Annotated in this window: 23 protein-coding genes and 1 pseudogene; 12 read left to right on the top strand and 12 right to left on the bottom strand. The window is 40.0% G+C overall.

Features of this window, described 5'->3' with window-relative positions; all coding sequences use genetic code 11:
- The first annotated feature begins 3 nt into the window (after positions 1–3).
- Both pgaD and ABC357_RS13690 read left to right on the top strand, forming a co-directional pair.
- Positions 4–369: a poly-beta-1,6-N-acetyl-D-glucosamine biosynthesis protein PgaD gene (gene pgaD / locus ABC357_RS13685; RefSeq protein ID WP_412888048.1), complete on the top strand. Its 366-nt coding sequence runs from the start codon at positions 4–6 to the stop codon at positions 367–369.
- Between the two features lie 180 nt (positions 370–549).
- On the top strand, positions 550–1,725 hold the full coding sequence (locus ABC357_RS13690; protein ID WP_412888049.1) for an MFS transporter: 1,176 nt from the start codon (positions 550–552) through the stop codon (positions 1,723–1,725).
- Positions 1,726–1,820: 95 nt separating this feature from the next.
- On the opposite strand, the gene ABC357_RS13695 is transcribed toward ABC357_RS13690, so the two are convergent.
- The gene (locus tag ABC357_RS13695) at positions 1,821–2,759 is read right to left on the bottom strand and encodes a hypothetical protein (RefSeq protein ID WP_412888050.1); all 939 of its coding nucleotides are present in this window, start codon (positions 2,757–2,759) and stop codon (positions 1,821–1,823) included.
- 199 nt (positions 2,760–2,958) lie between these two features.
- On the opposite strand from ABC357_RS13695, the gene ABC357_RS13700 reads away from it, so the two are divergent.
- Positions 2,959–3,795 (top strand): amidohydrolase family protein, encoded by an 837-nt coding sequence (locus ABC357_RS13700; protein ID WP_412888051.1) that lies wholly within the window; start codon positions 2,959–2,961, stop codon positions 3,793–3,795.
- 34 nt (positions 3,796–3,829) lie between these two features.
- On the opposite strand, the gene ABC357_RS13705 is transcribed toward ABC357_RS13700, so the two are convergent.
- The 4 genes from ABC357_RS13705 to ABC357_RS13720 form a co-directional block, all read right to left on the bottom strand.
- On the bottom strand, positions 3,830–4,624 hold the full coding sequence (locus ABC357_RS13705; protein ID WP_412888052.1) for a Cof-type HAD-IIB family hydrolase: 795 nt from the start codon (positions 4,622–4,624) through the stop codon (positions 3,830–3,832).
- Between the two features lie 211 nt (positions 4,625–4,835).
- On the bottom strand, positions 4,836–5,432 hold the full coding sequence (locus ABC357_RS13710; protein ID WP_412888053.1) for a histidine phosphatase family protein: 597 nt from the start codon (positions 5,430–5,432) through the stop codon (positions 4,836–4,838).
- Between the two features lie 99 nt (positions 5,433–5,531).
- Positions 5,532–6,089: an isochorismatase family protein gene (locus ABC357_RS13715; RefSeq protein ID WP_412888054.1), complete on the bottom strand. Its 558-nt coding sequence runs from the start codon at positions 6,087–6,089 to the stop codon at positions 5,532–5,534.
- 250 nt (positions 6,090–6,339) lie between these two features.
- Positions 6,340–7,104: a M15 family metallopeptidase gene (locus ABC357_RS13720; RefSeq protein ID WP_412888055.1), complete on the bottom strand. Its 765-nt coding sequence runs from the start codon at positions 7,102–7,104 to the stop codon at positions 6,340–6,342.
- A 183-nt stretch (positions 7,105–7,287) separates the two neighbouring features.
- Here ABC357_RS13720 and ABC357_RS13725 point away from each other — a divergent pair, with 183 nt between their 5' ends.
- Both ABC357_RS13725 and ABC357_RS13730 read left to right on the top strand, forming a co-directional pair.
- Positions 7,288–8,886: an amidohydrolase gene (locus ABC357_RS13725; protein WP_412888056.1), complete on the top strand. Its 1,599-nt coding sequence runs from the start codon at positions 7,288–7,290 to the stop codon at positions 8,884–8,886.
- A 269-nt stretch (positions 8,887–9,155) separates the two neighbouring features.
- A complete protein-coding gene (locus ABC357_RS13730) occupies positions 9,156–9,815 on the top strand; it encodes a transglycosylase domain-containing protein (protein WP_412888057.1) in 660 nt (219 codons plus the stop codon).
- A gap of 664 nt (positions 9,816–10,479) precedes the next feature.
- Here ABC357_RS13730 and ABC357_RS13735 read toward each other — a convergent pair.
- On the bottom strand, positions 10,480–10,836 hold the full coding sequence (locus tag ABC357_RS13735; RefSeq protein WP_412888058.1) for a GNAT family N-acetyltransferase: 357 nt from the start codon (positions 10,834–10,836) through the stop codon (positions 10,480–10,482).
- 110 nt (positions 10,837–10,946) lie between these two features.
- Positions 10,947–11,064 (bottom strand): annotated as a pseudogene (locus ABC357_RS13740) (shikimate kinase); the annotation flags it as partial.
- A gap of 362 nt (positions 11,065–11,426) precedes the next feature.
- On the opposite strand from ABC357_RS13740, the gene ABC357_RS13745 reads away from it, so the two are divergent.
- The 3 genes from ABC357_RS13745 (at position 11,427) to ABC357_RS13755 (ending at position 17,614) form a co-directional block, all read left to right on the top strand.
- Entirely contained in the window at positions 11,427–13,187 is a 1,761-nt protein-coding gene (locus ABC357_RS13745; RefSeq protein ID WP_412888059.1) for a methyl-accepting chemotaxis protein, read from the top strand.
- On the top strand, positions 13,187–16,957 hold the full coding sequence (locus ABC357_RS13750) for a non-ribosomal peptide synthetase family protein (protein ID WP_412888060.1): 3,771 nt from the start codon (positions 13,187–13,189) through the stop codon (positions 16,955–16,957). The genes ABC357_RS13745 and ABC357_RS13750 overlap by 1 nt, the downstream gene beginning before the upstream one ends.
- 75 nt (positions 16,958–17,032) lie before the next feature.
- Positions 17,033–17,614 (top strand): 4'-phosphopantetheinyl transferase family protein, encoded by a 582-nt coding sequence (locus tag ABC357_RS13755; protein WP_412888061.1) that lies wholly within the window; start codon positions 17,033–17,035, stop codon positions 17,612–17,614.
- A 418-nt stretch (positions 17,615–18,032) separates the two neighbouring features.
- Here the strand turns inward: ABC357_RS13755 and ABC357_RS13760 are convergent, their stop codons facing one another.
- Together ABC357_RS13760 and ABC357_RS13765 are read right to left on the bottom strand one after the other, a co-directional pair.
- Positions 18,033–18,368 (bottom strand): DUF6054 family protein, encoded by a 336-nt coding sequence (locus ABC357_RS13760; protein ID WP_412888062.1) that lies wholly within the window; start codon positions 18,366–18,368, stop codon positions 18,033–18,035.
- Between the two features lie 64 nt (positions 18,369–18,432).
- Positions 18,433–19,428, bottom strand: coding sequence for an NAD(P)/FAD-dependent oxidoreductase (locus ABC357_RS13765; RefSeq protein WP_412888063.1), 996 nt, complete (start codon positions 19,426–19,428; stop codon positions 18,433–18,435).
- A gap of 221 nt (positions 19,429–19,649) precedes the next feature.
- Between ABC357_RS13765 and ABC357_RS13770 the strand changes: the two genes are divergently transcribed.
- From ABC357_RS13770 to ABC357_RS13780, 3 genes are all read left to right on the top strand, one after another.
- On the top strand, positions 19,650–21,410 hold the full coding sequence (locus tag ABC357_RS13770; protein ID WP_412888064.1) for a SulP family inorganic anion transporter: 1,761 nt from the start codon (positions 19,650–19,652) through the stop codon (positions 21,408–21,410).
- A complete protein-coding gene (locus ABC357_RS13775; RefSeq protein ID WP_412888065.1) occupies positions 21,385–21,711 on the top strand; it encodes an ArsR/SmtB family transcription factor in 327 nt (108 codons plus the stop codon). Before ABC357_RS13770 ends, ABC357_RS13775 begins: the two co-directional genes overlap by 26 nt.
- 154 nt (positions 21,712–21,865) lie before the next feature.
- Positions 21,866–22,330 (top strand): DinB family protein, encoded by a 465-nt coding sequence (locus tag ABC357_RS13780; RefSeq protein WP_412888066.1) that lies wholly within the window; start codon positions 21,866–21,868, stop codon positions 22,328–22,330.
- Between the two features lie 42 nt (positions 22,331–22,372).
- Here ABC357_RS13780 and ABC357_RS13785 read toward each other — a convergent pair whose 3' ends face one another.
- A complete protein-coding gene (locus ABC357_RS13785) occupies positions 22,373–22,840 on the bottom strand; it encodes a spore coat protein (RefSeq protein ID WP_412888067.1) in 468 nt (155 codons plus the stop codon).
- Positions 22,841–23,061: 221 nt separating this feature from the next.
- On the opposite strand from ABC357_RS13785, the gene ABC357_RS13790 reads away from it, so the two are divergent.
- The gene (locus tag ABC357_RS13790; protein ID WP_412888068.1) at positions 23,062–23,823 is read left to right on the top strand and encodes a glucose 1-dehydrogenase; all 762 of its coding nucleotides are present in this window, start codon (positions 23,062–23,064) and stop codon (positions 23,821–23,823) included.
- Between the two features lie 103 nt (positions 23,824–23,926).
- On the opposite strand, the gene pssA is transcribed toward ABC357_RS13790, so the two are convergent.
- Positions 23,927–24,640, bottom strand: coding sequence for a CDP-diacylglycerol--serine O-phosphatidyltransferase (gene pssA / locus ABC357_RS13795; protein WP_412888069.1), 714 nt, complete (start codon positions 24,638–24,640; stop codon positions 23,927–23,929).
- A gap of 318 nt (positions 24,641–24,958) precedes the next feature.
- A complete protein-coding gene (locus tag ABC357_RS13800; RefSeq protein ID WP_412888070.1) occupies positions 24,959–26,353 on the bottom strand; it encodes a polysaccharide deacetylase family protein in 1,395 nt (464 codons plus the stop codon).
- Positions 26,354–26,384 lie beyond the last annotated feature (31 nt).

Raw genomic sequence — 26,384 nt, forward strand, 5'->3', positions numbered from 1 at the left:
ACAATGGTTATACAACAAAAGAAAAAGAAAGCAAGAACGATGATAGAATTGGCCGTTACACTCTTCGGATGGGCCTTTTTACTTAGCTTCTTATATATTCTCATTCGTTCTTTCAAATTTTCTTTCAATCTCTCATTCAGTACATTGACGATCGCTAATATCAATTCAATTGTGCTCTTTACAATATTGATTATTTTTATGAGTTTATCACTATTTTTCTTTTGGGTTACCTACAATAAAAAAAGATACGGCCATTTGACTCGAAGAAAATTCCCAGCAGACACTACAGTGGCACAAGTGGCTGAATACTATTCTCTATCCGAGGAAGAAGTGCTCAACCTACAAAAAAATAGGCACATCATTCGATAGCTCTAATGAAAGAGTGGACAATCATGTTCACTCTTTTATTTTTGCCTATGGGTTCCCTATCTTCTGTCAGCCTGTAAAACTATTGCTTGATAATCTATCTCATATGGGATAACATGTAATAGTTGTTTTTACCACAACAGTGGTAAAACAATTCCGTGAGATTAGGAGGGACTTTTTTTTATGAATTTTAAAGTATATATTCTTGCCGTTTCTACCTTTGTTGTCGGTATGGTAGAATTGGTCATCGGCGGAATTTTGCCATTAATATCAAAGGATTTAAATATAAGTATATCCGCGGCAGGGCAGCTAATTACTGCATTCGCCCTTGTGCTGGCTATTGCAGGGCCAATTACGATGGCTGCCACTTCGAAAATTGAACGAAAAAAATTGTACTTAGGAGCATTAGCCATTTTCCTGATTGGGAACTTGATTTCCTTTTTTAGCCACACTTTTGAAATGCTAATGCTGGCCAGGATTTTCACCGCCATTGCAGCATCATTATTGATTGTCCTTTCGCTGACAATCGCCCCGAAGATTGTGGCACCGGCTTACCAGGCGCGTGCAATAGGGGTTATTTCGATGGGAATAAGCGCAGCACTGGTTCTTGGCGTACCGCTTGGTGTATTGATCGGCGAAATGTTTGGGTGGAGAATGTTATTCTTGCTCATTGCCTTCTTGGCTTTAGTCGCCATGGGAGTAATATATAAGTACCTGGATGAACTTCCACCGGATACGATGGTACCGTTGCGTGAACAGTTTGCATCTCTCAAAAGCAGCAAAATCATTTCCGCCCATTTAGTGACAATGCTTATGCTTGCAGGACACTATGTGCTCTATGCCTATTTGACTCCCTTCCTGCAGGATCGCCTGGATTTCGGTCCAATGTGGATCAGTGCCACCTATTTTGTCTTTGGGTTGGCAGCTGTTACCGGCGGTGGAATGGGAGGATTGCTTTCAGACCGGCTAGGAGCCAAAAAGAGCATTCTGCTGATGACAGCAACGTTTGCTATTGTTCTCTTTCTAATGCCGTTTTCCACATACGTTAAAGTACTGTTCCCTGTATTTCTGATGATCTGGGGCGCATTAAGCTGGGCTGTATCTCCTGCCCAACAGAGTTATTTAATCCAAACGGCACCTGAATCTGCCGGCATTCAACAAAGTTTCAACCAATCTGCCTTGCAACTTGGCATTGCCCTCGGTTCAGCCATCGGCGGAATTGTTATTGAACATAACCCTGTCACGGCAAATGCCTGGGTTGGCGGCATCCTTGCATTGCTTGCATTTGGATGTGCTGTTTTCTCCTTAACAAGACCTGCATTAAGCAAGAAAAAACAACAAGTACAGCATGCCAGCTAACAAAAAAACGCTCTTCAGCCATTCCAGGCAGAAGAGCGTTTTTCATATTCAATCGACAAGAGGCAAAGCATACACACGTTAATGATATTAAAGCTTTATTCAGCAGCATACGTCCATACTACTCTTCCTGATGATGTCTCTATGACTTGCCCCTTTGCTGTCACCAAATGGGTTCCGTCTGAGAATAAATAGGCATCCCCCGGGCTTTCCACTAATTTCTTCAGCTTCGTTTCACCCATATTATCAAACCCGACAAGCAATAAATCCGGACTTTCATTTGCAGTCATACTGTATAGCCCAATCCACATTTTCAGCCCGTCATTCCAGCGTACCTGGATAAAATGACCATTTTTATTGCTGATTGTCCATTTTTTCTTACCTTCCAATGTATAACATTGCAATGGACCGCCCAACCAGGAAATCATGACATGGTCTCTTGAAAAGGCTGCATCCAGTACAAAAATACTTTCTTCATCACAGTCCCATTGAATGATCCAATCATCTGTGGAAACCAGCATCGGACGTTTGTCATCCGCTTCTTCATTAGGTATGGCTAACGCAATCGGATTAAACCGTGAAAAGGATAGCTTAAAAATATCAGTCAACGACTCTTTCGTTTCCCCTGTATTGACATCAATAATTAAAAAGGTGCCATAACTGAAGCCAATTCCAAAATAGGCTCCATGATCGCCGGGCATTTCAACAAGCTTCTGGACATTCGTCAAGTCAGCTCTTTTCCACAGGCATTCACCTGTAAATCCATTATAAGCATGGACTCCGCCATAATAATTTCCAGTAACGATGATAGGAATATCTAAGTCAAGAACCAGCATACGTTCTGCTCCATCATCCAAATTGGTTTCAATAGTTAAAAAATGGGAGCGATCCTCAATTGACCATAACTGAACAGTATTTATGGATTTCGTCGTGACAAAATAATTTTGCTTTGTCCGCGACACATAAATCCTATGGATATCTTCCATTGTTTCACCTTCTTTTCCTTCTAAATCAGTAAGCTTATATAAATCTACCATGCAGAATAATCATACAAAAAAAAACACTCACTTAAAATATTAGTCTACTGTTGTCAAAGTCATATGACAACTAAAAGGTATCGGTCTCCCTTATAGTTAGTGATTAATTCTCCATCTCTCTTTCAGCAGGAAGGAATCCTCCTATAGAATCAAGAACATATACTGTGGTAAAAAATTGAAGATCGTGGAGGCAAAAAGAATGCAAATCACAAGTTCCGTATCAGGCATAAAAACACAAAACAGCACCTCCTTGTCTAAGGATGATCGGCTAACCAAGGATAAAACCATTTTTGATGCGCATATTCATATCATCGATCCTAGTTTCCCTTTAATAGAAAACCAAGGTTATATCCCTGATTTTTTTACTTGTGAGGACTATCTTCATAAAATGGAAGGAACCCAAGTAATCGGTGGAGCAATCGTCTCTGGCTCTTTTCAAGGCTATGACCAAACCTATTTCACAGATGCCCTTGAAAAGCTTGGCCCACAATTTGTCGGTGTTACACAAATTCCTTTTGAGACAAGCGATCATGAAATCCTGAAGCTGGATGAACTAGGCATAAGGGCGATTCGTTTCAATTTGAAAAGAGGCGGATCGGAATCGATCGACCATTTGGATTACATGGCGCGGAGAGTATTTGAATTAGCTGGCTGGCATACTGAACTATACAGCGATGCAGCACTCCTTGAAGAGATCCAGCCACACCTTGAAAAACTTCCCGCCTTGTCCATCGACCATCTCGGCTTAACAAAAAAAGGATTTAAACACTTACTTTCCATGGTCGATAGAGGAATCCGCGTAAAAGCAACCGGCTTCGGACGGATAGACTTTGATCCGGTTGCTGCCATCAAACAGATTGTCTCCATTAATCCTGATGCACTTATGTTCGGCACAGATCTTCCTTCCACCAGAGCAGCACGGCCTTATGAGGAAAGCGATCTCGCTACCGTTTATGAAGCCCTGTCTGTACGGGAAGCTGAAAACGTATTATGCAATAATGCTTTAAAATGGTATTTGCATAAAAAAAGGCCATAAAAAAAGAAGCGGTGCGTTAGCATCGCTTCTTTTTTTAATCAGCTGACAAAACCATTTCATTGATCGTTTCCACCACTCCGCCATGGTTATTATCGCACTTTGTTTCGAAACGGGATACTTCTTTTATTTTGTCATGGGCATTGGCCATGGCATAACTGTAATACGCTTTTCCCATTAATTCCAAGTCATTCAAATAATCGCCGAATACCATTGTCTCTTCCGGGGCAATGTCCAAGCGCTCCTGTATTCTTTCCATTGCAATCCCTTTATTGGAGCCAGCGTTCATTATATCGAGCCATACAAAGCCTCCGACAGTCACCTGCAAAGAATTCGCATATTTTTCAAAGTAAGATAGGCTATGCTTTTCCGCTCCTCTAAAATCAAGCAATGAAATCTTTAAAATATCATCTTCTACTTGTGCTAGATCCTCTACTACAGCTTGGCTCGCATAATATTTATTGATTTCTTCAATCACTTCCGGACTCGGCTTTTCAAAATAAGCCGCCTTCTTTCCGCATAGGACAATATGGATTCCTTCAATGCCTCTTGCAACATCGACCAACTCCTTGACAACTTGCGGATCCATGGGATTGGAGAAAATTTCTTCTCCCTTATACACAACGATTGATCCATTCTCAGCAATAAAAAGCATATCATCTGCATATTCGTCAAAACGGCGTGCTAGATTGTAATATTGTCTGCCGCTGGCAGCCCCAAAAATAATTCCTTTGTCTTGCAATCGGTTGAAAACGGAAGAAAAATCTTCAGGAAACTGATTTTCATCATTTAAAAATGTACCATCCATATCGGTAGCGATTAGTTTAATCATGTTTTGCCTCCCCATTGGTGCAAACTAGTTGTTTGTGAATAATATGTATTATAGCAGATTACAGCATTAATGAGGAAATGCAACAGTAAACCCAATGACCTTCTAGTACAAAGCATCTACTACTCTATTACTAATTTCAATTATTAGAGTCCTCCTACAAGTACCCGTAGATAATTATTCGGGACTGCCTTCCCCTCTCTTAATAGCCTTTTTATATCATTGTATTTGAGCCTGCTAAGTTGCCCGCATAGTCTCTATTCCAAATCCTCTTCACTTCCTTCAAATCCTTTTGCTCAAAAGAAAGCTTATATATATCGGGCATATCGAGTTTTTTCCAGAAAGAATAATCATACTGTTCATCGAAGAAGTTCATCATTAGCGCCATAATATTTCCGTGTGTCCCAATAGCTAAATGGTTGCCTTCATATGTTTCTACGGCCGCCAAAAGAGCGCTAACGCCCCTTTTTTGTGCATCCACATTAGATTCCCCGCCTTCCAATGAGACTGTGTGATGCTTCCAAACATATTTGACTGCAGCCGGAAAATCCTGAACGGAGCTAGCTGATAATTTCCTTTCCTTAAATCCATCAACCGTTATGATTTCCTTGCCGATATCTTCGGCAATCCCTTGCACTGTTTGGATAGCCCGCTTGTACGGGCTGGAAAGTACCAGCTCTATTTTTTCATGTTTGAGCAACTGTGCAATATGTTTTGCATCCTTAAAACCTTGCTCAGATAACGGACGGCTTTCATCATCCGCTGTATATGCTGAATGGGCGTGGCGGATTAGGTATACATGTGTCAACATCCTCAAAGCTCCCTGCTATATATCAATTTGCTTTCGTTCATCATGCTTATAATCGCCTGAATAAATGACTGTTACTACTAACATAGTACTATTTTCTCTTTATCTATAGATATGGTGGGTTGGTACAAATACATCCTCAGCTGCATCTCTGACAAGTGAAAAATGATCTACATTGTAGTGTCCATGCAGGATATGATTATGATGATGAATGATTTGTTCCGCTGTTAAAATAGGGGAATCACAAGTAGAATGCCCATCAGCGATCAACGTAACATCAAACTGATTGATCGTTGCCGTTCGGACAGCCGTATCGATACAGTATTCCGTTTGGCATCCCATGATGACCAAATGTTCGATCCCCTTATGTTGTAAGTAAGCATTTAAAGGCGTTCCATAAAATGAATTAGTAGCGGCTTTATCAAATAAAACAACTTCAGAAGGCACTTTGATTCCTTTATGTAGTTGAAAACCAGGACCTTCTCCTCCAGAAACGTCTACATCTCTTATACATATTATCGGTATCTGGTTATGGACGGCCTTTTCAATGACCAGATTAATGTTTTGGATCAATTTTTCCTTTGCGAAAACACCTTTTTCTCCATTGCTGCCATCTATTAGATCCTGTTGGGAATCAATGATTAATAATGCTTGTTTCAATAAGCTCACCTCTGCGATATGTAATAGTGACCCGAGATATTGCAGCTAGCATCGTTATTGCCTGGCGAATGAAGAATATACGCTTCATACTTGTCCAAATAGTTTATAACAGTTGTTTTCAACGAGCAGTAATTACCCCTATATCCGCTTTCCTAGCAGTAAATAAGCCATGCTTTTGTTAGATCACAACATGTTAATTCTATACTTGTAGGTGGTTCTCCTCTAAAAACTTGTGCCTAACTTGACTTTTTCATATTGACTTCACATTATCCATGAATTCCTCAAGCGTCATTTTGTTCTTATACATAATATCGGCATACTTTGTGCCAACATAACGGAAATGCCATGGCTCATAGCTGTATCCTGTTATTTGTTCCTTGCCTTTTGGATAGCGGAGAATAAAGCCATACAGATGGGCATTCTTTGCTAGCCACTTTCCTTCTTTTGTCTGTTCAAACTCCGTTGATAGGGCGTATCCATTCGAAGCACTTGAAATATCCATTGTTAACCCGGTCTGATGCTCGCTTTGGCCTGGCTTAGCCACTACTTTCCATGCCGCTTTTTCACCGTTCTTCCTTACCTCTGCCTGGAAAACCTCCCGTTGGCGGGTGTATGACCGATAACCGGAAACAGCAGCTAATTCGATTCCTTCCCTGCTGGCAGCAGCAAACATTTTTTCAAGCGCTGCCGCCCCATCCTTTCTCATAAGAGCCTTTTCAGCTTGTCCGCTCCCGAACGAGTACACTACATCCGCCCTTGCCAAGCCGCTTGGAATATAGGCTGCCGGCAATTCAAACTGTTTATTGACCAATGCAAGGCCATTTGCGGGATTCTGTATCACTTGTTTCCCATCATTGAGAATAATGTTATTGGCATATTGCTTTTCCAATGGTATCTTTTCGGCAAGGACAACAGGTTTCACTTGCTTATGTTCATTCTCCTTCTGCTTGGACTGCCATGTATACATTCCTATCAAGATACAGAAGATGATAAATATTTTGATGATCATTTTCATAATTGGGACATTCTCCTAAAACTCTTTTTATTCATCGTATCAAGCTCTTATTAACTTTCATTAAAGCATTTCTTATAGATATCTTAAGCTTTTATGTTAAGGTCATATCGAGAGGACCAGTCAAACGCATAGATTATAGTTCAATCTTGCATACTTAGCTTATACAGAAGTGAGGGAGATAATATGGACGAAAAACTATTTTATAATGGCACTATTATCACAATGGAAAAAGAACTTACAACTGAGGCAGTATTCATCAAAGACGGCATAATTGAAAAAGTAGGCACAAAAGAATACGTCATGAAAAGCAAAAGCGACTATACGGAAATGATTGATCTTAAAGGAAAGACACTATTGCCTGCCTTTATCGATCCACATAGCCATTTATCGGCATTTGCCTCGACTCTGCGCCTTGTACCGTTAAATGAAGCAATCAGCTTTCAAGATATTATTCAAAAAATAAAGCAATTTAAAGAAAACCATCCGCTGAAACCCGGCGACTGGATTATCGGCTTTGGCTATGACCACAATAATTTGGAGGAAAAAAGCCATCCAGATCGGCATGTGCTTGATAAAGCTTCCACTGATAATCCCATTCTGATTTCCCATGCTTCCGGACATATGGGCGTTTTAAACACCAGTGGCCTAAGAGAGATGAATATAACCGGTACTTCAATTGACCCGGAAGGCGGAAAAATCGGCAGGGAGAATGATAACAACGATCCCTCCGGCTACATGGAGGAAAATGCATTTATTAATCTGTCATCCACTTTACCGCGTCCATCACTGGAAGACCTTTGCAACCAAATGGAGGAAGCGCAGGCCATCTATTTCAGCTGCGGAATCGCCACAGCGCAGGAAGGCATAATGAAAGACCAAGAATTTCATATCTTGAAAAAAATGGCCGATGAAAAAAGGCTGTTGATAGATTTGATCGGCTACGTCGATTTGAAGAACAACCATCAACTGACAAAACATACAGAATACGTAAAGAAATATCAAAATCGCTTTAAAATCGGCGGCTACAAAATATTCCTGGATGGTTCTCCCCAAGGGAAAACCGCTTGGATGTCAGAACCATATGAGAACAGTGAGGATGGGTATAAAGGCTATCCTGCTTACCAAAATGAAGAAGTTGAGGAACTGATTAGAACAGCTCTTGATGAAGATATGCAGCTTCTGACACACTGTAATGGGGATGCAGCAGCTGAACAGTTAATTACTTCCTATCAAAAAATGCTGGATAAGGCTCAAAGACACACCAACCTCCGACCGGTCATGATCCATGCCCAAACAGTCCGCAACGATCAATTGGACCGAATGGAACCGATTGGGATGATCCCATCCTTTTTCGTGGAACATACTTATTTTTGGGGAGACACCCATATCCAAAACTTAGGAAAAGAACGGGCATTTAAAATAAGCCCTGTAAAGAGCGCAATCGATAAAGGCTTGATATATACACTGCATCAGGATACACCTGTAGTGCCTCCTGATATGATGCACACAATATGGAGCGCTGTAAACCGGCTGACAAAGTCAGGCGTTGCCATCGGGGAAAGCGAAAAGGTAACAGCTTTGGAGGCTATCCGTGGAATAACCATTAATGCCGCATACCAATACTTTGAAGAAGATAAGAAGGGCTCTATCAAGGAAGGCAAGCTTGCGGACCTCATTATTTTGGACAAAAATCCGCTGGAAACTGAGCCGATGACGTTGAAGGATATTCAGATCCTCCAAACATACAAAGAAGGAAAATCAGTTTATACCAAGATGCGTTAGATTACCCGAACAAAACCCTTACAGGAATGTAAGGGTTTTGTCATCACAATCAATATGATTAAACAGGGAAAACAGAGTAAACTATAGCTACAAGGACAAAATAGCCTATTTCTCCTCTTTATTGGCGAATGTTACCGCTATTCTCCCTTCATATATTATGGACAGCTGGTTGCTTCAGCAGGGACCCCGGACTATAATCTGTATATGATCCATAATCTCTGGCAGAACAGCCAGAACAGAATATAAATACATGACACAGAGGTTAATAGATGATGAAGCTCTTGAAAAAACTGTTTACATTATTATTGGTTGTTGTCATTTTATTTGCAGGCGGAATGACAGTTCTCGGCTATTTTAAATATAAAGACGCAATATCTGAAATGCCTATTCTTGAAAAAGTGGCCAGTGTAAAGGATAATCCAACCTATACAAAATTAAAGAACATCAATCCCGATTTTTATGACAGTGTTGTAGCGACTGAAGACCACCGCTTTTATAAGCACGGGGCCATCGATGCCATCTCACTTGTGAGGGCCACCATCGTGAATTTAATGAAGGGCGAAATTAAACAAGGCGGAAGCACCATTACTCAGCAAGTGGCCAAAAACCTTTATTTCTCCAACAATCAGCATTTTTTACGGAAAATTGCAGAAATGTTCGTAGCGAATGACCTTGAAAAGACCTATTCTAAAGATGAAATATTGGAACTCTATGTAAATATCGTTTATTACGGAGACAATAACTATGGAATCAGCCAGGCAAGCAAAAACTACTTCCATACGACGCCTGACCAACTCACATACGACCAAGCCACTTTACTCGCCGGTTTGCCCCAGGCACCAAGCGCATACGCCTTAAGCCAGCACCCGGAACGGGCAAAACAAAGACAAAAAGAAGTAATAGCAGCCCTAAAAAAATATAGGGAATAACGAATAGCGGAAGCGGCTTGCACAGGCCCGACAAGCTTAAGACGAGAATTGCTTAAAGGCTGGGTTTGCCTTTAACTATTCTTGGCTTAAGACCTCGAGGGCTTAGCCGCTGCAGCTGGACATGACGAATAGCCGGTGCCGGTGATCCTTTTTCCTAAGAAAAAGGATCAGCCATGCGGCATAAATAAGACGATCCTTACAGGAAGCATGCTTTTCCGCTTCCGAAAAGGGTGGCTTATTTCCGAGCATGGCAGGCACAAGGCTGGACAACTAGAATAGCGGAAGCCGCTTGCACAGGCCCGACAAGCTTAAGACGAGAATTGCTCAAAGGCTGTTTTTTGCCTTTGACTATTCTTGGCTTAAGACCTCGAGGGCCTAGCCGCTACAGCTGGACATGACGAAAAGCCGGTGCCGGAGAGTTTTTTTCCGAACACTTCAGCTAATGTAGGCTTGAACTAGTGCTGATTTACAATTAGCGGTCTCTTTATTGTTCCAGAAATGCAAAATTCCTTAGTAAATGAAATGAATTCTAAAGCTTGTGAACAAATTAAGTAGTGAATTTTTATATTCTTTTTCCTTCCTCTTCACTATCAGTAAATTTTCCTTCTGTATATTCTTCTATTACGTTTCTCCAAAATAATTGCGCGCGTTTATTTTTTAAAATTCAGAAAACTCCCCATTCCCCTCTATGCATACTAAATATTTCTTTAGCTACTAGTTTACCTAAACCATATCTTTGATACTTTTCCATAATAAAGAATTCAACAATTGAGTTATATGATTTTTTATCTGTATTAATATATATAACTAAAACGAATCCAATAAATTTTTCGTTGGATTTGATTAAGTAAGCAAAATAATTCTGTTCTGTCCAATAATCATTTAAAGGATATTCACTATACCTTCCGTTTTCTTCAACATCCACATCCATAAACTTTGAAAAATCATAAATATAGAATTGAAATAAGTTAGGTAAGACCTCTAAATCAGCTTTAGTTGCAACTATTATTCGATAGTCCATTTATTTACACATCCTTATAAAAAATTCAGTATATTTTACATTCCTGAGCCCTCCAATCATCTTTTCTTGCATATTAAATGCCCAGACACAAAAGAGAATGTTTCCATACCAACCAAATCAAGCGTCAAATCATTATGAAAAAGGTTCAAATCCGTTATTTTTGCTAATTCTTGTCAAACCTGTCATTTTACCAACTGCTTGGGCTCAAAATACAAGAACAAATTTCATAAACTCTCCCTTCCCTTCTTTCATTCATTGATTTTATTTTGAATATTTTAACATGAATTGTCTTGTCTAAGTCTCGTGAGCCTAACTAGTGCCGCGGAAATATAAAAGTATTTTTTGATATAGCTAACATCTCCGATTATCAATAGCCAATAGTGTACTGTTCAGTATTCAGACGGTCAATTATATCTACAAGATTCTATCGAATCAAAAACAGCTCTAAAAATTCATCTTTTCATTCCGATATACAAATGGACTGCTTATAAAGTCCTATATTAAAAGTATTAATAGCAAATACATTTTATGGTAAAACATGTATTTGTTCGTTTAATTATGCCCTTAAAAAATATTTTAGGAGAGTAAAAATGAAAAAACGAAACAGGAAAAATCTCACAGTAAGCACCAAACTAAATTTAATCATTATCTTAATTATTTTCACCTTAGGAATATTCACAATGGGTATTGCTTACTACACCATCAAATCAAGTAATTTGAAGGATATGAATAATGCTTTGCATGATTCAGCTCTCATTATTGCTCAATCGACCAACAAAGAGAAAATTTTATCCGCATTAGGTCAACCAAATGATCAAAATCCAGATGTGCGCGACTTAACTAAAGAAATGGATTACATAAATCAACATTCAAGTGTCATAACCAACTTGAACTTAATCAGTAAAGTAAATGGTAAATATCATGCACCAGTTTTATCATCCAGTATTCTCGATGCAGGAGTATCTTACGATTCGGAACTTGAATCAATAGGCATTTCGAAAAAATATATCTCTAAAATCGACCAGGTCTTTAAATCAAAAAAAGTATTGGCAACAGAGATATATGGAGATCAATATGGTCAATATAAAACCGGTTTAGCACCGCTTCTTGATGATGACGGCAATGTAATTGCTGTCTATGCTGTCGATTATGATGTTTCTTCAGTGAAAAGCAAGGCATTGGAAGAAGCACTGAAAGTCTTTTACATGACAATCGTGTTCTTAATCATATCAAGTATTTTTGTTCGTTTCTTTGTGGCAAAGTACTTCAAACCAATTAACAGCTTATCGGAAGCTTCCAAGAAAGTTGCTGAAGGAAATCTGGATATTGAGCCAATTGAAGTAAAATCCAAGGACGAAATCGGCATCTTAACAGAAAATTTCAATAGTATGATTGATCATTTGCGAACCATCATCATTTCTGTAAAAAAAGCCGCTTCTGAAGTAGAAACATCCTCCACATCGTTATCGAATAATATGAATGGTGTCAGAGGTCTAACCAACCAGATTGTTGGTTCCATGCAGGAAATTGCTAGTGGAACAGATTCACAAGTGGATCACACAGGACAAACAACCAGAATCATTGAAGAAATGTCATTAGGCATCCAGCGCATTACTGAATCTGCTGCCATTATTTCTGAGAATGCTATCCATTCATCTGATGATGCTGCAAAAGGAAATAAGGTAACAGAAAAAACGGTTCAGCAGATGACTCTCATTAATCAAACGGTCCATCAATCTGCCAATCTCGTACAATCATTGAATAAACACTCAGAACAAATACAAGGTATTGTTAAGATTATCACTGATATTGCCACTCAGACTAATCTGCTTGCCCTTAATGCCGCCATTGAAGCTTCACGTGCCGGCGAGCATGGAAGAGGATTCGCGGTAGTAGCCGATGAAGTAAGAAAACTAGCCGAGCAATCAAGCGAGTCCACTCGCCAAATATCTGAGATTTTGACTAAAGTACAGACACTTACAAGTGAAACAGTCCTGACAATGGAAAATGCCGTTCAGGAAGTGAACCAAGGTATTCTCCATGTTAACGAATCAGATTCGTCCTTTGCTCAAATTCTTGATTCCATCCGACTTGTTTCTGAACAGATACAGGAAATCACTGCTACATTCGAAGAAATAACTGCAGGATCAGAAGAAGTTACACAGTCAGTGCAAATCATGGAAAATATTTCGAAGAAATCCCGTGATAATACAAAAGAAGTAGCGGATTCCTCTCTGTCACAATTAGATATTATCGAAGATATGACAGAAGAGTCCTACGAGTTGAAACGCCTTTCAGATAGATTGCAAACAACAGTAGAAAAATTTACAGTCAATGAGGGAGATAAATAATGTCGAACCAACATATGGATTATTGGCAAGCGCAATTGGAAAAACCGGTAACCCCCATCGATTTACCGATTGATTATAGTAGACCATCCATTTTCACTTATCAAGAGGAACAGTTTCAAACAAAGATTACGATAGACTTACAAGTCCCATCCCACATGGGAAGCACCTCAAAAGAGGAAAAAATCCATGCATATCTGCTGGCAGCCTTTCTATTATGGACTCATAACAGTTGTAATGAGGTAGACCTTTTTATAGGCCACGCAGATGCACATAGCAGAAATATTATACCGTTCAGATTTCAAATGGCCACTTCTGAAACCTTATCATCACTGTTAGAAAGAGTACAAAAACAGTGTACAGATATGGAGATTCAACGCTATAGTAATGGCCTAGATCCGCATCTACATGATCTAATCGCCCATAAGGATCCCGGCCGCCCTCTCTATCCTGTTGGATTCCATTATGGAAGCATTGTATCTCCTGCCATTGATTTTGTCGAAACAGATATCCACTGGCAGGTTGAGTATCGAAATGGCCTATTATCCATTCATGTAACTTACAACGCTACATTATTTAATAGAGAAAGCATCAATCGATTCATCCAACAGTATGAAAAACTGTTGGATTCAATGAATCTTGCTGACAATCACTCCCTGATCAGCGAATTAAAGATGATGACTGAAAAGGAAAAAAATCTATATAAAAGATTGAATGAAACAGCTCTTGATTATCCTAAAGATGCTTCTATTGCCGACTTGTTTATTGCTACTGTAAGAAGATTCCCTGAACGGATTGCCCTTTCTACTGATTCAGCACAACTTACATACAGCGAACTGAATGAGAAATCCGATGCAATTGCACATATGCTGTTGGCTAAAGGTCTACAAAAAGGGAATTTTGTCTCCATCCTTATGGAAAGGAGTTTAGAAACAATCATCAGCATTGTCGGCGTGCTGAAAGCCGGCGGTGCATACGTCCCTATCGACCCTACATATCCTGAGGAACGATGCGCCTATTTGCTGAATGATACAGACAGTAAGTTCATTTTAACTAAAAGAACATATTCTGATTTATTAAAGAACATGATCACAAGCCCAGTTTCAAATCCTTATATACATTTCATGGATGAGCCTCTTACCGAGTACCCAGATTCTACCGTTAGTATAAATGTCACACCCGATGACATAGCTTATGTTATTTATACATCTGGCTCAACTGGAAAACCGAAAGGAACTTTGCTGACACATAGGAATGTAACTAATCTTGTTGCATCTCTATTCGATATATATGGCTGTACAAAAGAAGATGTTTATACTCAATTCTTCTCCTTTAGCTTCGATCCCTCTGTGGCAGAAACATTTATGACCCTTTTCTCAGGAGCTAGGCTCCATCTGCTTACAGAACTCGAAAGAATATCGATAGAGGATTTCGCAGTTGCTGTGGAAAGAATACAAGCAACCGGCATTATATTGCCCACTGCTTTCTTCAATCAACTAGCTATGCATTTACCTTCGTCTGAAGGATATCGATTCCAATCGGTAAAAAACATCTCAATGGGTGGTGAAGCCCTTATTGGTTCTATGGTAAGAAACTGGCAAAGTAAAGTAGGGACTGATATGGATGTATTGAACCTGTATGGTCCGACAGAATGTACGGTTATCTCAACAATGGGCCGAGTATCGGGGGCATTGCCTGAAGAGCAGTCCACTATTCCGATAGGCCACCCGATAGGTAATTATGAAGCCTATATATTGAACTCGTATAATCAGCTTTCACCTGTAAATGTACCTGGAGAGCTTTGCATAGGCGGTATTGGCCTTGCGGAAGGATACTGGAAGAGACCAGAAAAAACCACGGAGGTATTTATACCTCATCCTTTTTCCAATAGTATTGGTGAACGAATCTATCGTACTGGTGATATGGTGCGTTTACTGCCAGGCGGAGAGATCGAGTTCATAGGCAGAAAGGATTCGCAGGTCAAGGTTAGAGGATTCCGGATTGAAATCGGTGAAATAGAAGATGTACTGGCCCGGCATGCCCAAATCAGTGAAACGGTTATCATCCCTAAAAAAGGGACAGATAACAATAATACATTACATGCCTTTTTTACATGTACGCAAGGAACCATTAAGGAAGAACAAATTCGCGGCTTTTTAAGTAAACACCTACCCGAATACATGGTTCCCTCCAGCTTCGTTCAATTGGAAGAAATGCCTTTGGCTCCAACTGGTAAAGTGGATCGGAAAAAGTTGGAAGAAACCGAACAAATAATGAGTATTCAGACGAAAAAAATATATAAACAGGCGGAAACGGATATTCAGCATATATTGACGGAAGCCTGGGAACACACATTAGGCATAACCCAAATCGGGATAGATGATGATTTCTTCCACATTGGTGGGCATTCCCTAAAAATTTTGCAGATTTTGGTCCAAGTCAAAAAGCATTTCCCATTCCTCAAAATACAGGACTTCTATCAATATCGAACAATAGAAGAAATGGAACAATACATTTTGATAAGTGAACCCGTTACTCCTGCACCTACATCTGAAGAACAGACACATTGGGAAATGAAAGACCTTATCGAACCTCCTGCTATCGTCTATAACATGGACGATTTTCAGGATGCCCATATAAATAGCATTCTATTAACCGGGGCAACTGGTTACTTAGGCAGCCATTTGCTTTTTGAACTGCTGAATACAACTGACTCAACAATCTATTGTACGGTTCGTCCTAAAAAAGGGATATCAGGTATGAACAGAATTCGGAATCAATTGAATTTCTATTTTGGAAGTGATATTTCTGAAAGCTTCTTTGATCGAATCATACCTGTACATGCTGATTTAGGTGAAGAAGGTTTAGGGATGGATAACGCTATCCGCTTGGAAATACTGTCAAACATCGGTTCCATTATTCACTGTGGCGCAGATGTTAGGCATTTCGGTGAGGCTGCCCACTTCGAATCAGTCAATGTCCGGGGAACCACACAGCTAATTGAACTTGCGATGCAAAAGAATGGAATCCAATTCCACCACATTTCTACCATCGGCATTCCTGAAGAATTGGCTCATAGTGGCCAATGGAATCATTATCAACAGACTGGAGACTTTGATTATACCGTCACTCTTGATAATGTTTATACACAAAGTAAACTTCAGGCTGAAGAAGCAGTCAGACAAGCAGGCATGAAAAACAATATACCTGTCAATATTTACAGAGTCGGCAATCTATCCTGCCATTCTACAAAAGGCTATTTCCAACAAAACATGGACGAAAATGCATTTTACAGAATGATTAAAGCCATGCTTTTCCTTAAGAAAGCACCAAACGTCCACTGGTTTATCGATATAGCTCCTGTAGATTATGTCAGCAAAGCCATAATAGGAATCATAGAAAACCAAAACCATATGGGTGAAACCTTCCATCTATGCAATCCGGTACAAATCAGGCACAGTGATTTCATTCGCTCTCTACAACAAATGGGATACGAGATTGAGACGATGGAATTGGCCGATTACGAACAATGGCTATTGAATGGCGAGCATAAAAAGGAAATGCGGCCTTATTTAGAACTGGCCATTTCTCAGCTTGAAGGAGAAGGTGCGAAGAACTCAGAAATCCGTTTCTGCGCCCCTAGGACTAAGCAAGCTGCCCAGAACATCGGCATAAACTGTGCACTACCAGATCAAGCTTTAATACAAATATTAATCGACTATGGAGCGAAATCAGGTTACTTCCCTGTCGCACGCATTCCAGCTCATGTTTAAATGATGTATTCAGAACCAAGAAAACTGAAACTATATAAGGTTAAGGCAGGCGACGGTTTATCAGAAGTAGACTTCATGAGGCTTCTAGATAAATGCTCTCTTTTAGAAAAAAAGAAAGTATTATCCTATCATGGGAGGGCAGACAGAAAACGATCACTTATAGGCATACGATTAATAGATTGGGTTCTCAAGCAATTTGGTCAAAATGAATTTCAGCTTAAAAAAACTGCATCAGGCAGACCCTTTATCGAAGAATCGATCACATGGGAAGGAGATTTCAATCTTTCCCATTCTGGAGATTGGGTGATCATCGGTATTACCGATAGAGGCTATATAGGTGTAGACATTGAACAAATACTGCCTATTGATTATGAATTGGTTCTGCAATGCCTATCTCCTTCAGAACGAGATTCATTGTCAAAAATAAAAAACTGGCAGCCCTTATTCTATCGGATTTGGACCATGAAAGAAGCCATTTATAAATCAGGAAGATTTCAACAAACACCTTTGGAAACAATTGATATTTATTCAGGGGAATATGACCACAACCATATGTCCATATACAGTCCGGATGATAGACATATCATAGCGGTCTACACAGACTGCCTGCATGCTCCCGCTAAAATAGAAGAAATTGAATTAAGCTCTTTGCTATAAATAAGAAAATAACCAAAACCACCCGTGATAACGGGTGGTTTATTGTGCGAATGAATGCCTTCGAAAAGGAAGGATGGATATTGTCTTATACAGTAGCCCCCATAATTCCTACTGCAATGAAGAAAAAGTGGGCAACAAGTTAGACCAAGGTTTTCATCACCAAGAAGAACTAGCTATCGTTATATGTTACCTGACTTATGTACGTGTTAAGAATACCTGGAACTAAATTTGAGTATTGCTGATTGGGCACAGCGTAAGAACAAAGGAAAATGCCAAATTGGTGAGCAAAGCTTTATATACTGTGCAGCATGGATTTACGCTTGATGACTTTGTTTGATAAAAAAAAGCGGACAAAAACTGTTATCCAGCCTATGTCCACTCTTTATATTTATTTCCTATTCCTTCTCTCATCAAAATGCTAAACCTCTATATAGTGCTCCAAAATTTGCGCCGCTTCATTCACATAGCTTTTGGATGCTCCCCAATCAAAATGAAAGACCATCCCTTCTGAACTGCCAGTTGTAATCATTTTAACATTCGTCACCCCATCTTGATTATTGCAGATGACTGTCAAGGCAGCGCGGTTGGAAACACGTATAAAATATCGCTCAAAGACGGAAATCGTGATTTCTTTACCATTTACTAACGGCACATATTCCAAATGCACAAGCTTCCCTACAATTCTTTCCTGTTCAGTAAGCTTTGCTTGAGCATCCAATGGAGACAAATTAACGTTGAATTCTAATTTTGCCATTGTATCTTCCCCATCCTTTCCGTATATCCATATTATACCAGATGAACATACAGAAGAATGGAGCTTACACCCATTTTTCGTGATGTGTAGAATACATTGCCATCTCTTCGGCGCCAGGCTCCATATAACGCTTAGCACTATTCAAAGCTATCGGGCCTTCTGTGAAACCGCCTGCAATTAATTTAAGTTTAGTAGGATAGGTTACCGCATCTCCCGCAGCAAATATGCCTGGAATATTCGTTTCCATCGATTCGTTTACGGCAATCTTGTCATTTTCTATAAGAAGACCCCATTCATTGATTCCGCCCAAATCGCCTTGAATGCCATGGTTAACGATCAATTCGTCAACTTCAAGTTCTACTAACTCGCCTGTTTCCATATGCTCGATGACCGCTGTTTGCAGTTTCTTTTCTTGCCCTTTGATGTCTTTAATATAAAAAGAGGAATAGACCTTGGCATTTTCCTTCATATTTTCTATTGAGCTTTCATGGCCATTGAACCCGTCCCTTCTATGGACAACCATTACAGATGTTGCATATGAAGCCAACTGATTGGCCCAATCGACCGCTGCATCCCCGCCTCCGGAAATACATACATTTTTTCCATGGAAGTGGTTTAATTCAGGTACCTTATAATGCAAGGTATGATTCTCATAATCTTCGCAGTTAGCAATATCCAGTTTGATCGGTTTGAAAACCCCCGGTCCAATAGTTAAGATAATCGTCCGTGTATAATGCAGTTCCCCAGTATCACTTTCCAATTGAAATATCCCGTCTTCCATTTTTTTTAAGCCTGATATGAATTGATTAAAGACGATTTCAGGCCGGAACGTTTTCGCTTGCTCCTCTAGCTGCTCCACAAGGCTTGCTCCCGTAATAAGAGGGATTCCTCCTATATCGCGGATTATTTTATCCGGGTAGAATTCCGTAATTTTCCCACCCAGTCTGTCTTTGCATTCTATTATTTTTGTCTTTAGATTTCTCATTCCACTGTAAAAAGCGGTAAAAAGGCCAATCGGCCCGCCGCCAACAATTGTGACATCATATATTTCCCTATTCATTGTGAATGGCCCCTTTGCTAGTATCAATAGATTCATTATAAGTGATAACGATTATCAATATCAATTTTTTTAGAAAGGATAATAGCTGCAAATTCAGACAGCGCTTACTTTTTATTGCCTTAAAATAGCCATTTTATTATCTTGATATACTATTAAAATAAGCGTAATATAGGTATGTTCAAATATTTGAATATACAAATGTTCAGGAGATGATCTACTTCTTGTTTAGCCATTATTCTATTGAAAAAGGAAAAAAAGATATTCTGGCCGGCATCATTGTCGGGGTCATAGCCATTCCTTTAGGCATGGCATTCGCCATCGCTTCAGGTGTAAAACCAGAATACGGTATTTATACAACCATTATAGCCGGCATTCTCGTTTCAATATTCGGAGGGTCCCGTTTCCAAATAGCCGGTCCAACTGGAGCTTTCATACCGCTTCTTTTTGCCATTACTGCCTCCTATGGCTATGAGGGATTGCTTGTGGCAGGCTTTCTTGCCGGCATTATGCTTATTTTAATGGGCATCTGTAAGCTCGGCGTTCTAATAAAATACATTCCCCGGCCAGTCATCATAGGCTTCACGGCAGGAATTGCTGTCACGATCTTTACCGGGCAAGTATCGAAGTTCCTCGGATTGGCTGGTGTAGAGACGAAGGAATTGTTCCATGAAAATGTGGAGCAGATCCTTACCCATATCTCAACCATTAATCCATACAGCATCACTCTTAGCGTCATCTGCTTGCTTACCATTATTTTGACTCCGAAGGTATCGCGGAAAATTCCTGGTGCTATTGTTGGCATTCTGGTATCGACGATGGTTGCCTCCCTATTTTTCCCGGGACAGGCAGCAACCATCGGATCGGCTTACGGTGAAATACCCAATCATCTGCCTCAATTTTCATTCTTTACCCTTTCACTCAATGAAGTCATTGAATTAATCCGTCCTGCCTTTACGATTGCTATGCTTTGCGCAATCGAATCACTATTATCTGCGGTGGTCGCCGATGGCATGAGCGATACTAGGCATAATAGCAATCAAGAGTTGATTGGGCAAGGCATTGCGAATATGGTGGTGCCATTATTTGGCGGTATCCCTGCTACAGGGGCGATTGCCCGGACTGCGACCAATGTAAAGAGCGGAGCCCAAACACGGATGGCTGGAGTCATCCATGGGTTGGTCGTCCTTGCAGTCCTGCTTCTATTGGCGCCTTACGCCTCTTTAATTCCGCTTGCCTCCATGGCTCCTGTATTAATGGTTGTGGCGTGGAATATGAGTGAGCGCAAAGAATTTGCGGCAATTTTAAAGACGAGGTCAAGCGATTCAATCGTACTGATGCTCACTTTTCTTCTAACCGTGTTTGTCAATTTGACTGTAGCGGTCGAAGTAGGGCTGCTGCTGGCTGCAATCCTCTTTGTGAAAAGAATGAGCGAAGTTTTTAGAGTCAGTCATGTACTTCCCGACCCAGCAAGGAATGGCGGTAAATTATCGGCACAAGCTGTATCCGAATCCCATTTTTGCCCACAAATATCTGTGTTTGAAGTAGAAGGATCCTTATTCTTCGGGGCTGCAGAGACATTCGTGTACCACGTCCTTGACTCCCTCCATATTTGCCCTAGAGTCGTGTTATTGAAAATGAATAAAGTCATTTATTTGGATGCAACAGGCGAAAATAATATGCACAGCATACTGAAACAATTAAAAAAGAAGCATTGTAAGGTTATAGTGTCAGGGCTTAACGGACAACCGTTGGAGTTTGTTAAACGAACAGGGCTATATGGCGAGATCGGCCAGGAACACTTTTTTGCCGATACTCAATCTGCCATTTCATATGGCCTGTCGATTATAAATGAACATAATTGCATGAATTGCAAACACTTTGCTTTTACGGAATGCCATAAACGGTCTAAAGCCAAACAGGCTGCCTGTTCTGTACACATGCAAACGGAGGTCGATCATGAACTTAGAGATGCAACAGTTTAAAGCAGATTTTTTCAAAGCCCTTGCTCATCCGCTACGAATCCGAATTCTTGAACTATTGGCTGATGGAGAAAAAAATGTGAATGAACTGCAATCATTAATTGGCAGTGAAGGCTCTGCCGTTTCCCAACAATTAATGGTACTTCGCAGCAAAAATATTGTCACTAGCCGCAAAGAAGGAAATAAAGTGGCCTATTCCCTGCGCGACCCAATGATTATGGAACTATTGGACGTGGCAAAAAAAATCTTCAGCAACCATCTAATTGAAGCGATCCAAATGCTTGATTCTGTCAGGAAGAATTAGAAAAAAACATAGACCTTGTCTATGTTTTTTTCTGTAAGCAAATTAATCCCCTCATTCTCCATATTCTGCTATAATTCTCAAAGTCGGCTTTGAAATCATTCCTATTATATATCCATTCCAGCCGGCTTATTTTCAAGAAGAAGGAGGTTTTGCAATGGACAAACTCTCAATCGTACAGGAAAAACAATCATTTAATCAATGGGTTCGTTCATTAAAAAACGTCTCAAAGCATGTGTGGCCAAAACAAACACCCGCTGACGCAAAAAGTGTGCCCTATTTAATTGACCGGTTAAATAAACTGGATCAATTTATCGTCACATACCGAATGCCCTACTTACTTAAAAACCAGCCTATGCCCAATGTCGTATTCGATCCATCGCCGTTGGATGAAAAAGCGAGGGATACAGCATGGACTAGGATGTCGAGAGCGGAATTGATTGATTTTTTCATAACGGTGCGCCAGCGATTTTTGGCGTTGTTAGTCATGCTGCCCGAACACCGCTTTCATGAACCCTTTCCTATGGATTCATCTAAAACTATTTCCGACTATTTTACTGAACTTATTAAACATGATTATGATCATAAGAAGGAAATCGAAAAAATATTAAACGAATCCTGAATCAAAAGAGGCTGCCCTTATAGTAAGGGCAGCCTCTTTTAATTACATATTCAGTGCTTTCCGGGCATTGCTTACATCATTTTGCAATAATTGTTCAATGTTATACGCCGGATAAAAACCATTCTTAAACATAAATTCAAAAATGGCCGCATGCAAATCAATTGCATGATTCAGCTGATTTTTCAGCACCATCCTTAATTGCGGTGTAGCTGTTTCAGTCAATGCTGCTGCATAGGATTTCACCCAGCTTTTTGCCATTCCAAGGAGGCTGCCTGCCTGTGAACCTGTCTGGCTATCCCTCTCATCTTCCCTTGGCTGTTGGGCTAAAGGAATGAAAGAAATAAGCTCGCGGAGGTTTTTTTCAAGCTGTGTGATGGCTTTCTCATAAAGTCCCTTTAATTCCGGGTCATGAACAGTTCCTATCGTTTTTTTTAATGAGATTAGCTGACTGCTTTGCATTGCGATCAGCTCATGAAGCTCCAACGTTTCATGCCACGCCAATTGTTTCATTATTTCCCTCCTTACACATACCATTTACTATATTCCCTTAACTGTAATTAAGAAATTTGTCCTGTCATTTTCGTCAAAAAAGATGCCTATCAAGAAAAGCCAAACTAATTTGAGTATAGCAAATACTATGATAATATAGAGTTGAAGAAGGAATTTTGCTGAATGCTTCCTTCTCGATCAAGTGGATGCCATAATCAAATAAGACAAATGGGGGTCTTAATATGGGAAGATTGGATAATCAAACAGCCATTATTACTGGTGCAGGCGCCGGGTTAGGGAAAGCGATTACATTATTATATGCCCGAGAAGGAGCAAATGTAGTACTAGCTGATATGAATATGGAGGCAGCTGAGCAGACTGCTAAGGAAATAAAAGAGTTCGGGGGCAATGCCATTGCTGTTAAGACAAATGTAACGGAAGAAGCAGATGTCGACAACATGGTTCAATCAGCCATCGATTCGTTTGGAACAGTCGATATTTTAGTTAATAATGCAGGTATTGTGGACAATATGTTTGCCGCTGGTAACGTTCCGGACGAAGTATGGGACCGTGTGTTGGCTATTAATACAACTGGTGTTATGCGTTCCATGCGTAAAGTCCTTCCGATCTTCGAAGCGAAAAAAGCCGGCGTCATTGTCAATATGTCCAGCATTTCCGGTGTAACTGGAGGACGCGGCGGCTTGGCATATACTGCATCCAAGCATGCGGTTGTCGGTATGACAAAAAATGTGGCTTCACAGTACGCAAAACTCGGAATCCGTTGCAATGCTATCGGACCAAGCTCTGTTCCAACTAACTTAACGACTTCCATTAAAAATCCGGATCCATTCGGCATGGAAAGAGCTACATCGGGATTAAACATTATGCCTCGTGCAGGCACACCTGAAGAAATCGCAAATGTTGCCTTATTCCTCGGCTCAAGCGAATCTTCATTTGTAAACGGCGTCATAATTGCTGCAGATGCCGGCTGGTCTGCTTATTGATAGTCTTTAGCTTAAATAAAACAGTAAAAGCCGTCCTCTCAATTTTGGACGGCTTTTGGTTGTACTGGTCATAGAAACTGTATTTTTATTTATTTTTTGTTTCTCATCGCTTCTTTTTTTTCTTCTTTTTAACCTTTTTCGGCTTTTCCTTTTCTTTAATAAACCGGATCGTTATAAATGCGATATAGATTAAGACAGATACATAAAATAAGAAGGGCACTCTCTTAAAATCCGATTGCCATAGCAAATAAAAAATATAGAGCATAAAAATACTTGTGATAATACCATTTTTCGGGAGCTTTACATCCTTCAGGCTCGGTATTTTTATTTTGCTTACCATCATTAGGCCCAAAATATAATAGATAATCATAAAGAATAGCGGATGTATATAGTGATGGAACAACACAAGAAATGTGACAATCCCACCAGCCATTGTAATCGGTATTCCTGTAAAATATCTCATTGATACTTCCGATTGCGTCAGATTGAATCTTGCCAGGCGAAAGGCACCGAATAAGGGGAAAAGGCCTGTGAGTATGACTCCCCATGCGCCCATATCCTGAAAATAGACCTGTGAAACGATATAGGCTGGAGCCACGCCAAAAGATACAATATCAGCCAATGAATCCAATTGCTTGCCAATTTCGTTAGCGACTCCAAGAATGCGGGCGACTCTTCCATCGACGGCATCTAGCATAATCGAAATAAAAATTAAAATTGCGGCATTCCACATATCGCCTTTCATTGAAAAATAAAGCGAAAGAAACCCGCAAAAAAGATTTCCAAATGTAAATAAATTTGGTATGTGTTTTTTCATATAAGTCTTCCTTTAAAATCATATAGTATTTACTGTTTCCAATTCATTGGACTATTATTTCATAATCCCTGCCTAAAAGATATACCTTAGCATAAAAGCGCCATTATAGTCCACCATAAAATGGATAAAACCCTTTCCTTCCTCTTTACAGTATATAGAAAGTACGTGGGGAATGAATGCTTTTTACCTTACACAACCTTACACTTTTGTAAGGCATAAAGCTATCCCTTTATGAATATTTGCCTCCACGGATTGATGGAAAACCGGCCGCTGGGACAAAAAGAAGGAAGCCCTATCGACTCCCTTCTACTTTATTGATTATTCTTTTTGGTTAAATACTTTACCAGCTACCAGCTCTTGATGGCCCTGAATATTCAACAATTCACTTACCGTTACGAACCGGTATCCCTGCTGCTTCAATGTATTTAAAATACCATCCAACGCCTCCACAGTCGCTTGCTGGATATCGTGCATCAATACAATACTTCCACTTCCAGCATTTTGGTTCACAATTCGTTTTATATTTTGGCTATTTCTGATTTTCCAATCCAATGTATCTACATTCCAATTTACAATTGGTACGTTCAATGCCTCTTTCAATTGATCATTATATGCTCCATAAGGAGGCCTTAGAACAGTTGGTGGGTGGCCGATGGTTTTTGTTATGACCTCAGATGTTTTATAGATTTGCTGCAATAAATCTTCATATGAAAGTTTTGGCAAAAAAACATGGCTCCATGTGTGGCTGCCAATTTCATGGCCCTCTGCAGCTGCCCTTTTTACAAGTTCCGGTTGCAGTTTTGCCATTTCCCCCAATACGAAAAAGGTAGCCTTCGCATTATACTTCTTTAATGTATCCAATACTTGAGGTGTTCTTGTTTTGTGCGGACCGTCATCAAAAGTCAATGCAATCACTTTTTGATTGGTTGAGTTCTCCGGGCCTGTTCCTTCAACAGTGTTAGACAAAACCTCTGGATTGGTAACGCCCACTTTATAAACCGGAGGCAGCTGCTCTTGTGCGATTGCCCCTTTCAAGCGCTCTGTTGGAATGAAACAAGGATAATCCATATCTTTAGTGGAAACATACACAATCATCCCTTTTTCCGTAAAACTGAAATTCTTGAATTCCTTTTGCGGCTGGCTGAATCCTTGCATTATTTGTTCGGTGGTTGTGTGCTTCATCGCCTTGCCATCCTGAAGGATACGTAATTTCACTTGTTTAGCAAGCTCATTCCAAGCTGATTCTCTCAGAATCAAATTCTCTAAATCTACTTTTTTATTGTTCTTCAAATCATATGTCATTAACTGAATACTTTTCTTGCTTTTTTGGCTTCCCTTTGTTTCTTGACCTATATATTCAATACTGATGTATTTATTCGACACATGCCGTAGTTGTGCCTGCAACACATATGTATGATTCCCTGCCGCCTTTTCTTTATTTGCTTGCATCCTCTTTACGAAATCTGTCTTTTGCTTATCAACATAGGATTGAATCTGCTTATTCACGTCGTCATTGACAGTTGCAACAGTTTGAACTTTATATTCAAATTGTTTATTTCTACCTATCTCTGTCTCTATGTTCACTTCTTTAAACGCGGTCGTTTCAGAATGCATTTTCACTTCTATGTTCATTTTTTCCCACATGCTTTTCCCTATCCCACATGCACCTATTAAAATAATCGTCAGGCCTACTATGCCCATCCATTTCTTCATTGCTGTTTTCCCCCTGCTGCCGTTATTATTT

Source organism: Bacillus kalamii (genome assembly GCF_047238185.1).
GTDB lineage: Bacteria > Bacillota > Bacilli > Bacillales > DSM-1321 > Bacillus_AD.

Coding starts and splice junctions, on each gene's coding strand:
- ABC357_RS13760 (WP_412888062.1), bottom strand. CDS start 18,368: ATGGCAAAATTAGAATTCAACGTTAATTTGTCTCCATTGGATGCTCAA.
- ABC357_RS13700 (WP_412888051.1), top strand. CDS start 2,959: ATGCAAATCACAAGTTCCGTATCAGGCATAAAAACACAAAACAGCACC.
- pgaD (WP_412888048.1), top strand. CDS start 4: ATGGTTATACAACAAAAGAAAAAGAAAGCAAGAACGATGATAGAATTG.
- ABC357_RS13745 (WP_412888059.1), top strand. CDS start 11,427: ATGAAAAAACGAAACAGGAAAAATCTCACAGTAAGCACCAAACTAAAT.
- ABC357_RS13750 (WP_412888060.1), top strand. CDS start 13,187: ATGTCGAACCAACATATGGATTATTGGCAAGCGCAATTGGAAAAACCG.
- ABC357_RS13735 (WP_412888058.1), bottom strand. CDS start 10,836: ATGGACTATCGAATAATAGTTGCAACTAAAGCTGATTTAGAGGTCTTA.
- ABC357_RS13720 (WP_412888055.1), bottom strand. CDS start 7,104: ATGAAAATGATCATCAAAATATTTATCATCTTCTGTATCTTGATAGGA.
- ABC357_RS13785 (WP_412888067.1), bottom strand. CDS start 22,840: ATGAAACAATTGGCGTGGCATGAAACGTTGGAGCTTCATGAGCTGATC.
- ABC357_RS13790 (WP_412888068.1), top strand. CDS start 23,062: ATGGGAAGATTGGATAATCAAACAGCCATTATTACTGGTGCAGGCGCC.
- ABC357_RS13765 (WP_412888063.1), bottom strand. CDS start 19,428: ATGAATAGGGAAATATATGATGTCACAATTGTTGGCGGCGGGCCGATT.
- ABC357_RS13755 (WP_412888061.1), top strand. CDS start 17,033: ATGAGGCTTCTAGATAAATGCTCTCTTTTAGAAAAAAAGAAAGTATTA.
- ABC357_RS13800 (WP_412888070.1), bottom strand. CDS start 26,353: ATGAAGAAATGGATGGGCATAGTAGGCCTGACGATTATTTTAATAGGT.
- pssA (WP_412888069.1), bottom strand. CDS start 24,640: ATGAAAAAACACATACCAAATTTATTTACATTTGGAAATCTTTTTTGC.
- ABC357_RS13705 (WP_412888052.1), bottom strand. CDS start 4,624: ATGATTAAACTAATCGCTACCGATATGGATGGTACATTTTTAAATGAT.
- ABC357_RS13710 (WP_412888053.1), bottom strand. CDS start 5,432: ATGTTGACACATGTATACCTAATCCGCCACGCCCATTCAGCATATACA.
- ABC357_RS13690 (WP_412888049.1), top strand. CDS start 550: ATGAATTTTAAAGTATATATTCTTGCCGTTTCTACCTTTGTTGTCGGT.
- ABC357_RS13730 (WP_412888057.1), top strand. CDS start 9,156: ATGATGAAGCTCTTGAAAAAACTGTTTACATTATTATTGGTTGTTGTC.
- ABC357_RS13775 (WP_412888065.1), top strand. CDS start 21,385: ATGAACTTAGAGATGCAACAGTTTAAAGCAGATTTTTTCAAAGCCCTT.
- ABC357_RS13695 (WP_412888050.1), bottom strand. CDS start 2,759: ATGGTAGATTTATATAAGCTTACTGATTTAGAAGGAAAAGAAGGTGAA.
- ABC357_RS13725 (WP_412888056.1), top strand. CDS start 7,288: ATGGACGAAAAACTATTTTATAATGGCACTATTATCACAATGGAAAAA.
- ABC357_RS13780 (WP_412888066.1), top strand. CDS start 21,866: ATGGACAAACTCTCAATCGTACAGGAAAAACAATCATTTAATCAATGG.